The 13,317-nt window shown below is 39.9% G+C and carries 8 protein-coding genes and 1 CRISPR repeat array; of the genes, 3 read left to right on the forward strand and 5 right to left on the reverse strand.

Going from position 1 to position 13,317, the window contains the following annotated elements:
- Positions 1–4 precede the first annotated feature (4 nt).
- From B9T19_RS03095 to bioB, 3 genes are all read left to right on the forward strand, one after another.
- Positions 5–1,102, forward strand: coding sequence for a ribonucleotide-diphosphate reductase subunit beta (locus tag B9T19_RS03095; RefSeq protein ID WP_094567108.1), 1,098 nt, complete (start codon positions 5–7; stop codon positions 1,100–1,102).
- Positions 1,103–1,465: 363 nt separating this feature from the next.
- Positions 1,466–2,083, forward strand: a complete 618-nt coding sequence (locus B9T19_RS03100; RefSeq protein ID WP_094567109.1) for a hypothetical protein — start codon at positions 1,466–1,468, stop codon at positions 2,081–2,083.
- 239 nt (positions 2,084–2,322) lie between these two features.
- On the forward strand, positions 2,323–3,351 hold the full coding sequence (bioB, locus tag B9T19_RS03105) for a biotin synthase BioB (RefSeq protein ID WP_094567110.1): 1,029 nt from the start codon (positions 2,323–2,325) through the stop codon (positions 3,349–3,351).
- A 171-nt stretch (positions 3,352–3,522) separates the two neighbouring features.
- On the opposite strand, the gene B9T19_RS03110 is transcribed toward bioB, so the two are convergent.
- The 5 genes from B9T19_RS03110 to cysS form a co-directional block, all read right to left on the reverse strand.
- Positions 3,523–4,926, reverse strand: coding sequence for an NAD(P)-binding domain-containing protein (locus B9T19_RS03110; protein WP_094567111.1), 1,404 nt, complete (start codon positions 4,924–4,926; stop codon positions 3,523–3,525).
- Between the two features lie 664 nt (positions 4,927–5,590).
- Positions 5,591–7,267 (reverse strand): hypothetical protein, encoded by a 1,677-nt coding sequence (locus B9T19_RS03115; protein WP_094567112.1) that lies wholly within the window; start codon positions 7,265–7,267, stop codon positions 5,591–5,593.
- A gap of 204 nt (positions 7,268–7,471) precedes the next feature.
- Positions 7,472–9,657: a CRISPR direct-repeat array (repeat unit 28 nt; unit sequence TTTCTAAGCTGCCTATACGGCAGTTAAC).
- Positions 9,658–9,944: 287 nt separating this feature from the next.
- On the reverse strand, positions 9,945–11,012 hold the full coding sequence (aroC, locus tag B9T19_RS03120) for a chorismate synthase (RefSeq protein WP_094567113.1): 1,068 nt from the start codon (positions 11,010–11,012) through the stop codon (positions 9,945–9,947).
- A gap of 368 nt (positions 11,013–11,380) precedes the next feature.
- On the reverse strand, positions 11,381–11,656 hold the full coding sequence (locus B9T19_RS03125; RefSeq protein WP_094567114.1) for a DUF493 domain-containing protein: 276 nt from the start codon (positions 11,654–11,656) through the stop codon (positions 11,381–11,383).
- Entirely contained in the window at positions 11,653–13,017 is a 1,365-nt protein-coding gene (gene cysS / locus B9T19_RS03130; protein WP_094567115.1) for a cysteine--tRNA ligase, read from the reverse strand. Before cysS ends, B9T19_RS03125 begins: the two co-directional genes overlap by 4 nt.
- Positions 13,018–13,317 lie beyond the last annotated feature (300 nt).

Raw genomic sequence — 13,317 nt, forward strand, 5'->3', positions numbered from 1 at the left:
GTTTATGCAAGATATATCAATATTTAATCAGAAGAATGATAACTGGCAAACAGGTCAGTACCCACTCTTTTTAGGTGAACCTTTAGCACTTTATGATTCGATCAATACGCCATATCCGCGTCTATTTGATCTCTATAAGTTGCAAAAATCGATGGATTGGACTGAAGATGAGGTCAATCTTGAACAATCTCGCATGGACCTCCTAAACTGTTCTAAGAACAACTACGATATCATGGTCAAGACGCTCGCATTCCAATGGGAGCTTGACTCTGTCGCATCAAGAACGATTGCGCCACTCTTTGCGCCCTTTGTGACCAACTCTGAGCTTTGGGTGATGCTTTCAAAACAGTCGGAGATGGAGAATCTTCATGCACTGACTTACTCTGAGATTATTCGTCAATGTATCTCCGATCCGCAAGAGGTCTTTAAAGAGGTCATGCGCAATGATGAGGTGCTTAACCGTTCTACAACGGTGATCGATTGTTTTGATACGTTAGATCGTTATGGTGCGCTCTATAAATTGGGGAAAATTGATCGTGACTCAAGAGAGTTAAAATCTGTCATTCTTCGTGCTTTTATTGCGCTCTACTGCTTAGAAAAAATTGAGTTTATGAGCTCATTTGCTTGTACTTTTGCGCTCGCTGAGCAAAATATCTTCCAAGGTATTGCGAAACTCGTTCAGAAGATTGCCCAAGATGAGCAGGTTCACGTGATGATGGATGAGGCAGTTTTAGAGATCCTCTTTAAAGATCCTGAGTGGGTTGAACTTCTTCATGAGAATAAGGATGCTGTCTATGAGATCATTAAATCAGTGATCGATCAGGAGTTTGATTGGAACCGTTATCTCTTTAGTGAAGGGCGTTCGATCGTAGGGCTCAATGAGATGCTTCTAAATGAATGGGTTCTATGGAATGCTCAAGATCTCTATCAATTCTTAGGTTTAGAGAATCCCTACAAGCGTATTGAGAAGAATCCGCTCTCCTGGATGGATAACTGGTTTGATCTCAATAAGACGCAAAATGCGAATCAAGAGATGGATAATACTAACTATCGTCTCAATAGCGTAATGGATGATGCGGAAGATGAGATTTTTGATATCTAAATATAAATAGATATCTCTAAATAGATATCTCTAAATAGATCTAAATTTTGATATCTATTTTTATCTATCACTAGTTGGAAGATCCTAATTTAATGATTAGGATCTTTTTTATTGCTGTTTCTTATTGTTGCCTTTGTTGTTGCTTTTATTGTTGTTTTTATTGTTACGTTTGTTGTTATTACTTTTTTATTATCATTTTCAGATGCTCTATGGAGCATCTCTATTATTGATGTGGCCTGAAATATCTATTGCGTAGGAGTGTATATTCTTCTATCCTATGAAGGTGATCTCTTGAGATCACTTCTTTTATTTGGGGCGATTTCCTAATTGCGGCCCTTACATTTCAGCTAAAAAGGATAGAAAATGACAAATCATCATATTCATTTTGATATGCAAAATATCGATTCTGAACAAAACAATCAATCAGTTGAGCATCAACGCGGTCAGAAGCAAACTTATAATAACAATATTGTCAATAATAAGAACAATAATAAGAATAACGATGGATATGGCAGAAAAGATGCTTTAGAGCGAGGGAATGCTCACCATTTTGCCTCTGATCCCCATTTTAGAGAGACCGATTCTAAGCAGATCGATTTTAATCAAATAGCGGTACATCAATATCAGTTACAAGCCTCTCCTTATCAGCTCTTTCTACAATGCGTTCCAGCATCAGGACGCATCGGTATCTGGTTGAGAGATAATCCAGCAACAGACTTAAATAGTGCTACTGATCAGGGCTATAAAGTAGATAGAGAAAATCAAGAAAATCAAGAAAATCAGCGATCGAAATTACTCGGCTACTACTCTTGGGAGGAGCAATGTTGGTATCATCAAAACAGAGATATCAGACTCTCAAGTGCCGCATTAATAGAGATTGAGGCATATGCTTCAGGTTATGCATTACGAAGAAGTGCTGACTTTTCTACAAAAAGAACATTAGCCCATTACTTAAGCCATTATGCGGGTTATACCCTCTAGATTAGAGAAAAAGAGAGATATTTATAGAGTGTGCCGGCGACTCTTTGAGGAGAGTCGCTTTTTTACGAGGATTGATTAGAAGAATCTATGTTAAGAATCTATCCTCTTGTAATCGTGACGAAATGAGTAAAGAGTCACCAACAATCTTAAATAAAATCACATTTCTTCTCTATTTCCCCTATGATAGTACGGTACGTTTATATCTAAGAATGCTCTTAAGGGCTGGAGGAATAACAACAATGGAATATTACACAAATGAGTGGTCAATAGAGAAGGCATTAGCGCTCTTTGAAAAACCACTTTTTGAGTTACTTTTTGAAGCACAGAGAGTTCATCGTCAAAATTTTGATCCTACAAAGGTTCAAGTGAGTACATTGCTCTCAATTAAGACGGGAAACTGTTCAGAAGATTGTAAATATTGCGCACAGAGCGTTCGTTACGATACAGGGTTAGAGCCAGAGAAGTTACTAGAGGTTGAGAAGGTTATTAATGAAGCGAAAGCGGCAAAAGAGACGGGCGCAAGCCGTTTCTGTATGGGGGCTGCTTGGCGCAATCCTAAAGCGCGCGATATGCCGATGATTAAGATGATGATCGAAGGGGTTAAATCTCTTGGATTAGAGACCTGTATGACGCTTGGGCATCTCAATGCTGAGCAGGCTGAAGAATTAGCGGATGCTGGCTTAGATTACTACAATCATAATCTCGATACCTCTCCTGAATATTATGCGAGTGTTGTCACAACACATAGCTATCAACATCGTCTTGATACGCTCGATTATGTGCGTGATGCCGGCATTAAGGTCTGTTCAGGGGGAATTATCGGATTAGGTGAGTCTGTCCGTGATAGAGCCTCTCTTTTGGTGCAATTAGCCAATATGGGAACGCCGCCAGAGAGTGTTCCGATCAATCGCCTTATTCCAATTGCCGGAACGCCTTTTGAAGAGAATAAGCGAGTCGATGACTTTGATTTCTTAAGAACGATTGCTGTTGCGCGTATTATGATGCCAAAATCGATGGTGCGTCTCTCTGCTGGTCGCGAAACGATGAGCGAAGAGCTGCAAGCGCTCTGCTTCATGGCGGGTGCTAACTCCATTTTTTATGGTGATAAGCTCTTAACAACGCCAAATGCGGATCAGATTACCGATAAGGAGCTCTTTGAGAAGCTCGATATTACGGCAACGCACGATCCTTATAAACCAGGGCATAATCCCCATACGGCAAAAAATGATCTTGAAGAGTCGGTAGAAAAAACTGCTGTAACTGCCTAATACCTGAGTTATTAAGCATTACTATATTGTCTACTGATACTAAAACCCCCTTTAAGGTATTCCACTTAAAGGGGGTTCTTTATAAAGTACCTCTTATTTTGATGAGAACTCTATTAAATTTTATTTTGATATTGCTGTGAATAGTGCTGTAGCCTGTGGCTGAGCCCTATATTACTTTTCACACTCAACAGGTTCGCCTGTTAAGGCGTCTTCTTCCGCTTCTACGAATTCTTGCGCCATAAAGCCACGATAGGAGTCATCCATAATCTCCATCCAAGGTTTTGGTAGGGCAGAGGCTAATGTTCCCGTAATGGTTGAACTATAGCTCTTATTACGGAAGCCCATAATATCTTCCTTTTTATCTTCTTGCCATGATTTAAGGATTAATCCCTGCTCATGAACATGGAAATCTGGATAATCTGTTCCTTGAAGAAGTTCTTGGATATAGGAAGCTTGGTAATCAATAAATTCGTGATCTGTAGAGAGCTTCTCTAAACGATCGATCCACTTCTGGCTATCTTTACGCATCTCCTCTTTTGAGGGGAGTTTTTGCGTACCCATAATCATATCGCGGACTGTCCATGCTTGAGTGTCAAACATATTAAAGGTGTAGTATTGGTTCTGCATTCCGACATAGAACATCTTTGGATTATCGATAAAGCAGACACCTTTGTAGAGGTTTTCAGGATAGATACTCTCTTTCGCTACTAAACGGACATTGTCATGTAAAAATGGGAAATTAAATTTAAAGCCCGTACAGAGGATTACAGAGTCGATCTTCTTTTGAGTCCCATCTTTAAAATGGGCAATATCATCATCCATTCTCTCAAGAAGAGGAACTTCAGTAAAACCTTCCGGCCAGTCGTGACCAATAGGATTGGTCCGATAGCTAAACGTAATCGATTTAGCACCATACTTAAAGCACTGTGTACCGATATCTTCCGCTGAGTAACTACTACCAATAATTAAGACATCCTGATCTTTAAATTCTCGAGCATCTCTAAACTCATGGGAGTGAAGCACTCGACCAGAGCTCATTGAGAGTCCATCAAATCTTGGAATATTGGGGGTAGAGAAGTGACCTGTTGCACAGACAACATAATCAAACTCTTCTGTAATTAATTTATTTTTATTATGATCCATAACGGAGACAGTAAACTTTTCACTCTCTTCGTTATACTCCACCCAGCGTACGGCATGATTGAAGCGGATATATTGACGAATATTATTTTTCTCAACACGTGAGATGACATACTCTTTTAGAACCGCTCTTGGAACATATGAAGGAATCGGCTCTTTAAAATGCTCATCAAATGTGTAGTCACCAAACTCGAGTGCTTCTTTAGGTGCGTTAATCCACAAGAATCGATACATACTGCCATGTACGGGCTCTCCATTACGATCTGTACAGGTTTCCCAATTGTAGCGCCACATACCGCCCCAATCTTCCTGTTTTTCATAGCAGACAATTTCAGGAATCTCTTTTCCTTGGTCACGTAATGTTTGGAAAGCTCTTAATTGTGCAAGTCCGCTTGGGCCTGCGCCTAATACTGCAATTCTAGTTTGTTGATTCATAAATACCTTTCTACGTTTGCCAATAACGCTTATAACAGTATCGAAAAATAAAACTTGATACAATATTGACACTTTTTTGAAAATGGTGTATGAGAATCCGCTCTTGAGCACCCACCTTAAAAGTAACCATTTTTATTAACTTCTGTTCGCTCAGCGCCTATTTAAAATACTTTTTGACCATTTTAAGAGGAAGAGCCATAGGGGTTTTAAGGCGATAGCTATGGGGAGTGAGCCTCTATTGAGAAAAGAGAAGAGATCTTTGTGTAGTTATATTGTAGTTTTTAGCTATAAAAAATAAAAGAGAGGCTTCAATCAGGGGAAAAACGACAATTGATCAAATATTGATCACTAGTGATTTTTTTATCATTTAGTGAAGATTAAGAAGATCTTAAATGGCGATTTATCAGCCTTTTGCCAAAATTATTTGCAATCAGTTGAGTGCTAAAAGGGAAAAAAGAGGCAGGAGAGAGGAAGAAAAATGGTTGAAATGTATCTAGGCGATAAAAAATAGTGAGCCATTTTCTCTCAATAGTGGGAGGTTAACCTTCTATGAATATTGCTATGTGTTGAAATTGTAGGAAAATTTTAGGAGGGCATTGCAGGTATGATAACCGCTCTATCGCTATAAAATGCTATAGAGCGGTATTGATTGCTTCAGCGCTTATTAGATATTCTCTGTTAAGAGGATTGGCCAGCCATTTTTACGGGCATTAGTAATAATCGCACGATTGAGGGCAGTTCTTGCAAGAAGATAATATTTAGCAGCATTTGGGGCCATCTCTACAACAATTTGATAGCTTGTTGTTGTGCCGGAGAGCAGCTGTCGTAGATAGAAGGTGATATTTTTAACGCCATTGGGTAATCCTTCTTCATAATGTTTAAATTCAGATTTGATGGCATTGACCATACTCTCTTCAATTTCAACGAATGTGAGAGGGGATTCAGGATTAGGCTCCTCCATCGTAAAGTTGAGCGTTAAGCTATAACCTCGGGAGAGATTGCTAAATTTGAGCTTATAGAACTCTGCTGTTGGCATCACAATGGTAGAGCCATCATGATCGAGATAGATCGATTCTGGAGTCTGTCTTAATACTTTGATGATACGTTTATCGGGAAGGAGCAAGATGTCATTTTTCCGACTCGGGAACCAGAGTTCATCGGTGATTGTTTCGCGAGAATAGAATTTATCGAGGAGATCGATGGTGACACGTACCGTACCATTATCGAGAAGAGGATTGGTGAGATAGACATAATTGAGGCTGATCTTTTTAATCTCCCATGGAATATCGCCATAGATAATTCTTTCCCCTTCTCGCGCCTGACCGAGGTTGAGGAAGATCCGTAACTTTTGTAGATAGAGTGGGAATTTCGCTCTAAAGCTGACAACAAGCATCAAGAGAGCGAAGACCACAATCCCAAAGAGCATGAGATTGCCACTTGTATGGAGAATAACAAGAAAGATCGTTAAGGTAAGGAGGAAGTTTGCCGCTTGCAGTAAAAGCATCACAAAGCGCCATTTGAAATCGAGGGTTCGTTTTCGATCGCGCTGTTGATAGTTTGAGTAGAGAAGGATGATCTGTCTAAAGAGATAGTAGAAGATAAGTGATGCCGCCGAAGCAATAACAATGGTGATTCCCTCTTCTGTAATAAAGTGCCAGAGGTTGTCCCAAAGTTTGACCAGAAATGGACGATTATCGGTGAGGTCTTGCAGCTTTAGATCTACAATATTCTTCTGATGTTCTAAAGATTTAATCTTATCGGTCCATTGCTCTTCGATCTTAGTAATTGCAGCGAGTGATTTAGGATTGAGATCTTCCCGATCGATACTTTGTAGGGTATTGAGCCCAAATTGAGCAAGTTCAATCTTTTTTGCCAGCTCACGTGTATCTTCAATGAGGAGATCTTTAGTTCGCGCTTTTTCAGTTGCCCGTTGCATCTGTGCAAAGAAGGGTTGCAAAATCTGTAATACTTCCTGTTGCCAATCATAATTGATCTGTGTTTCTGTTTCCGGCGCTATCTCAGGCTCATTAAAGAGGGAGAGGTCAATTCCTCCAAGAGCTGTCTGTTCAAAGAGAGCATTAAATTCTTTCTGTTGATGTAAAAGAGTCTGTAGTCGTTGGTTAAGATCTGCGACCTCCTCTTCCGAGAGCGCTTTATCTTTGAGCTGACTTTGAAGGGATTTCTTTCTTGCAAGAATATCCTCAAGCTTTAATTCAATATCATTGAGTTTTTCGGTACGCTCTTCGATCGGTATATCTTCCGCCATTAAAGGGGAAAGTCCCATCGAAAAGAGTAGAAGAAGCATTAAAAAGAGGCTGCGAATCTTGAAGTTTCTGGTCATTTCTCTCTATCCCTATAATATTATCTCTTTCACCTTAGAGTAATGAACTCATGAGGTCAATATCCCGATACTATCAGTCTTATGATTATGAGAGCATTAATACTATATTAGAGATCTATTAGAGATTGATTTTAGGATCTTTTTTATTTTTATAGAAAATTTTATATGTTTGAAATTAATTAATCCTACATGATTACCTAATATCTTTAAGCCACTTATGTGGCAGTGAACCACAATTGAAAGATGTGCCGGCACCAGCAATTTTTCTAAGCGCCTATACGGCAGTGAACCTTTACGCTCATTACGCCATTCTCTCATTATCTTTCTAAGCTGCCTATACGGCAGTTAACGGAATAATGCATTAGTAACGAAGCAATCTAGCTTTCTAAGCTGCCTATACGGCAGTTAACGCTGGGGGGATGTATTAACGAGCGATCCCATTTTTCTAAGCTGCCTATACGGCAGTTAACTCAATAGAAGCTGTTGTTGAAGATAGAGACAATTTCTAAGCTGCCTATACGGCAGTTAACAACCACGAATAATCTCAGGATCGTGATAAACATTTCTAAGCTGCCTATACGGCAGTTAACAAAATATCGACCTTTTGATTGTCGATGAAGTCTTTCTAAGCTGCCTATACGGCAGTTAACTCAATGCAACGCTTAGGTGTAGATAGATCAGATTTCTAAGCTGCCTATACGGCAGTTAACATCAGCAAAACAAGACAGGCAGGCTAGATACATTTCTAAGCTGCCTATACGGCAGTTAACTTCATCAAGACAGAACAGGTCGAGAAATTAGATTTCTAAGCTGCCTATACGGCAGTTAACTCGAGCAGATGATGCGCACTCAAAAAGAGGCATTTCTAAGCTGCCTATACGGCAGTTAACGAGTAGAGGTCAATATGATTAGCAGAAACACATTTCTAAGCTGCCTATACGGCAGTTAACTAATAATTGAATTTCGATTAATTTGTTTAAAATTTCTAAGCTGCCTATACGGCAGTTAACGCATCACAATACAGCGCTTTGAAGAAATAGAATTTCTAAGCTGCCTATACGGCAGTTAACAGCTTTAAGGCAGTAAAAGAGCCTGTGAAGCATTTCTAAGCTGCCTATACGGCAGTTAACGAATGAGAGTTGAAGCGATTGCCGAATCTAAATTTCTAAGCTGCCTATACGGCAGTTAACCTCTTCTGTATCTGTAATTATGCGCACCTCTTTTTCTAAGCTGCCTATACGGCAGTTAACTGATTACCCAAAGCGAACAGAAGCGAAGCAGATTTCTAAGCTGCCTATACGGCAGTTAACATCGTAAAAAGATGGGCAAACGGCGAATCAGATTTCTAAGCTGCCTATACGGCAGTTAACTTGCTGAGTTCCAGCGTTGATTTTTCAGTAAGTTTCTAAGCTGCCTATACGGCAGTTAACAATTCAAAAGAAAGTAAGATCTTATTTGAAGATTTCTAAGCTGCCTATACGGCAGTTAACTTTCCTGCGCTGTGCGCCCCCGTATTCTAATATTTCTAAGCTGCCTATACGGCAGTTAACAATGGCTTTGAGTGGACGGTGTTTTGTTCGTATTTCTAAGCTGCCTATACGGCAGTTAACAAAAGCATAGAGCCTCAGTCCCAAGACTTGCTTTTCTAAGCTGCCTATACGGCAGTTAACATGAGTATCTCTCGCTCTTAATGAGAACAAAGTTTCTAAGCTGCCTATACGGCAGTTAACGTTGTATGTTTTCATTACATAACTATAGTTACTTTCTAAGCTGCCTATACGGCAGTTAACCTTAAAGATGCTCGAATTAAGTTTTTATCTAGTTTCTAAGCTGCCTATACGGCAGTTAACCATCTCAGCCATTCTACCGCCTTGCCCAAAACTTTCTAAGCTGCCTATACGGCAGTTAACAAAGATTTCATCATCTTCTATTGATTCAAACGTTTCTAAGCTGCCTATACGGCAGTTAACGCAAAGGGGCAGATTACTGAGATTTTTAAAGATTTCTAAGCTGCCTATACGGCAGTTAACTCCTCCTATAAATATCAACAGTTTATTTTTATTTTCTAAGCTGCCTATACGGCAGTTAACGAGCTAATGCATAAGCGCCTATTTTATCACCATTTCTAAGCTGCCTATACGGCAGTTAACTAAATATTTGAACGATAACGGCGTTAGAATCTTTTCTAAGCTGCCTATACGGCAGTTAACGGGCATTTACACACTTGTCAATAAATAATATCTTTCTAAGCTGCCTATACGGCAGTTAACATCTCTTCTCTCTCTACTGATATGAAAATCAATTTCTAAGCTGCCTATACGGCAGTTAACCTTTTCAATAGCATTTAATCTAGCGTTAGTTTTTTCTAAGCTGCCTATACGGCAGTTAACAATAGATTTAAGTCTTAAAAGGGCTGAGTAGTCTAAGTTTAAGGTGGTTTTGCCTTTAAAAACCTATTATCTCCTCATATTTCAGAACTTATTGATTTATTGCTAAGTTTTTAAAGAGCATAAAATAAAGGTCAAAAAAGAATTAACGCGTTAAAATCATATTAATCCCTCTCTGTAAAGAGGTTCTTACTACTTTTGTGAAGAGCAGTGGTGATAAGAACCTCACCCTTTATTGGGGCTCAATTCACAATGAGTCGTGGGTTAGGCGACTCATCGATTGATGATATTTATTGGCCGGTCTGTCCGCGATGACGTAGGGCATGATCGAGTAGGGTAATCGCTAACATCGCTTCTGCAATAGGGGTTGCGCGAATACCGACGCATGGATCGTGTCGCCCTTTGGTAATGACTGATGTCTCATTGCCATTAATATCTACAGTTCTTCCTTCTAAACGAAGGCTTGAGGTGGGTTTTAAGGCGATATGGGTAATGATAGGTTGCCCTGATGAGATTCCACCGAGGATTCCACCGGCATGATTAGAGAGGAATCCATCAGCTGTGATCTCATCTCTAAATTCGGTACCAAGCGCTTCTACAGCGGCAAACCCATCACCAATTTCAACCCCTTTTACGGCATTAATCCCCATCATGGCATGTGCAATATCGGCATCTAAGCGATCAAATACGGGCTCTCCTAAACCGACAGGAGGGTTCTCGGCAATAACGGTGACTTTCGCGCCAATAGAATTTCCAGATTTGCGGAGTTGATCCATATAGTTTTCTAGCTCACTCATATCCTCTAAGCAAGGCCAGAAGAAGGGATTTCCTTCCGCTTCAATGGCCGTCTTTTGGAACTGACTTGGTTTGATCGGTCCCAATTGTGAGAGATAACCATAAATTTCCGTTCCATAAAGTTTTTTTAGCACAGCTTTTGCAATTGCACCGGCAGCGACACGAATGGCTGTTTCCCGCGCACTAGAGCGCCCACCACCGCGATAATCACGTACTCCATATTTATGGTGATAAGTATAATCGGCATGACCAGGTCTAAAGAGATCTTTAATATCGTTATAATCTTTCGAGCGTTGATCCTCATTCTCAATGAGTAGGGCGATAGAGGTTCCCGTACTTTTACCATCAAAAACACCAGAGAGAATAGAGACTCGATCTGCCTCTCTGCGTTGAGTTGTATGGCGTGATTGTCCTGGTTTACGGCGATCAAGATCGATCTGTAACATCTCTTCATTAATTTCGATTCCCGGAGGGCAACCATCAACAATCGCAACTAATGCTTTTCCATGACTTTCTCCTGCGGTTGTGACACAAAATAATTTTCCGATGCTATTGCCCGACATATACTTTCTCTCCCTTGTCGATATGAGATTAACTGCTTATTTCTTTATTGTTGCATTTCATTTATTTGTTGGATTTATTTTGAATCGCTCTCGATTCAGTCCATTGAGCAGAATAGCACCTTTTTAGAGTTGTCGCACCCTTCTGTTTTTCTTCTTGAGAGCACTCTTAATTGCCGAAAAAGGTTTGTCGCTTTTTTATCTACTTTCTATAAAGAATTGCTAGAAAGAATTTTAAAGAATCTTAAAGGATCTTAAAGGATCTACAAAGGAGAGTATCTATAGAAGCGAGTGGGGTGCATAAAAAAGAGGTCCATATGAGTGGACCTCTGTGGTGTGGCTATTTGCTAATTTTCGTTATGAATTATGATCTAGATTGCGAAAAGTACGCGTTTCTCATCTTTTAATAACTCATAGACTTTATCGATATGTCCCTGTTCAGTGACAAAGACTTCTATAGTTAAAGAGATATATTTACCAGACTTACTCATATTACGCTTAATACGATCGTGATCTAGTTTAGGGTCAACCTCTTTCATTAAGCCGATAATCAGCTCTTCAAAGTCGTCACTATTTTCCCCCGTTACTTTAAATGCAAAGTGGGTTGGGAAATCGACAAGTGATTCGCCAGTTTCTGGATTAATCATGATATTTTTCTCCAAGTTGTTTGACCATCTTTATCTTCAAGCGCGATGCCTAATGTGGCAAGTTCATCTCGTATACGATCTGATTCAGCCCAATTCTTCTCGGCTCTCGCTTGATTACGGGCAGCGATCATTGCATCAATATCGATCGCTAAGTGCTCTGTATCCCCCTGTAAAAAGTGGGTTGGATCTTGTTGCAAAATTCCTAGTACAGCACCTAACTCTTTTAAAAGCGTATAGTAAACAGGCTCTTTAGTTCGATTATAGTTGTTCGCTACTTCATGTAATATGGAGATTGCTAAGGGAGAATTAAAGTCATCATCCATAGCTGCGTAGAAATTATCCAGCATTGGGTGACTCTCCGGCATCGGAACAATCTCTTTAGGCGCTGTAGCGAGTGCGGTATAGAGCCGTTTTAATCCATTTCCTGCTTGAGTGATGGTATCAGTTGAGTAGTTAATATGGCTACGATAATGGGTGCTTAAGATAAAAAAGCGTAAGACTTCAGCAGGGTAGAGCTCAAGAATCTCACGAATAGTGAAGAAGTTGCCGAGCGATTTACTCATCTTCTCATTATCGATATTGATAAAGCCATTATGCATCCAATAGTTTGCCATCGGCTTATCGTGGCAGCCCTCAGATTGGGCAATCTCACACTCATGATGGGGGAATTTAAGATCCATTCCACCGCCATGAATATCAAAATGCTCCCCAAGATGTTCTGCGCTCATAACTGAGCATTCAATATGCCAACCGGGGCGACCAGGTCCAAAGGGGGAATCCCATGCGGGCTCTCCCGCTTTTGCATGTTTCCAAAGAACAAAGTCGAGGGGATCTTCCTTATATTGGTCGATTGCGATGCGTTCTCCTGCTCTTAACTCATCGATCGATTGATTGGAGAGCTTACCATAATCTTTAAATTGGCGAACGCGATAGTAGACATCGCCATTATCAGCATGATAAGCGAGTCCTTTTTCGATTAATTGCTCAATCATTGTAAGCATGCCGGCAACATGATCTGTAGCACGGGGCTCTTCATCTGGCTTTAAGATATTGAGTGCATCACAATCCTCATTCATCTTTTCGATAAATTCAGCTGTAAGTTCATCAATCGTAATTCCCCGCTCATTAGCGCGGGCAATAATTTTGTCATCAATATCGGTAATATTGCGGACAAATTTGAGATTATAACCGCGATGCCGGAAGTAGCGATTGATCATGTCGAAAGCGACAAGAGAGCGAGCATGGCCGATATGACAATAATCGTAGACCGTCATTCCACAGACATACATCTTAATCTGCTCGGGATTAATCGGTATAAACGGTTCTTTTTTGCGTGTTAGGCTATTGTAGATTTGAATCATGCTCTTTGATCTCCAGCTTTAAAAAAGACTCAATCGGTCAGTCGTTATTTTATGAGTATCTTTGCCACTTTACGATTCTCTTAAAGAGTATTGTTAAAGAGTATTGATAAACGGCCATTACCCAATGAAATAATAAGCCCACTATTTTACAGCATCTTGCACTATATTGATAATGAATTGCTGATAGCCTAACTCATTAATCTTAAGTAGATTGCTTCTTAACTCTAAATGATAGTAGGTATGATATAATTTTCATTCTCAATAACTTGTTGTAGAGGTTGGTAAGTGATGGGGAATTCT

Origin of the sequence: Ignatzschineria sp. F8392, assembly GCF_002252045.1 — a bacterium.
Classification (GTDB): Bacteria; Pseudomonadota; Gammaproteobacteria; order Cardiobacteriales; family Wohlfahrtiimonadaceae; genus Ignatzschineria.

What these genes read in the sequence shown, in the direction of transcription:
- cysS (WP_094567115.1), bottom strand. Translation starts at nt 13,017, where the DNA reads ATGATTCAAATCTACAATAGCCTAACACGCAAAAAAGAACCGTTTATA.
- B9T19_RS03100 (WP_094567109.1), top strand. Translation starts at nt 1,466, where the DNA reads ATGACAAATCATCATATTCATTTTGATATGCAAAATATCGATTCTGAA.
- B9T19_RS03125 (WP_094567114.1), bottom strand. Translation starts at nt 11,656, where the DNA reads ATGATTAATCCAGAAACTGGCGAATCACTTGTCGATTTCCCAACCCAC.
- B9T19_RS03115 (WP_094567112.1), bottom strand. Translation starts at nt 7,267, where the DNA reads ATGACCAGAAACTTCAAGATTCGCAGCCTCTTTTTAATGCTTCTTCTA.
- aroC (WP_094567113.1), bottom strand. Translation starts at nt 11,012, where the DNA reads ATGTCGGGCAATAGCATCGGAAAATTATTTTGTGTCACAACCGCAGGA.
- B9T19_RS03095 (WP_094567108.1), top strand. Translation starts at nt 5, where the DNA reads ATGCAAGATATATCAATATTTAATCAGAAGAATGATAACTGGCAAACA.
- bioB (WP_094567110.1), top strand. Translation starts at nt 2,323, where the DNA reads ATGGAATATTACACAAATGAGTGGTCAATAGAGAAGGCATTAGCGCTC.
- B9T19_RS03110 (WP_094567111.1), bottom strand. Translation starts at nt 4,926, where the DNA reads ATGAATCAACAAACTAGAATTGCAGTATTAGGCGCAGGCCCAAGCGGA.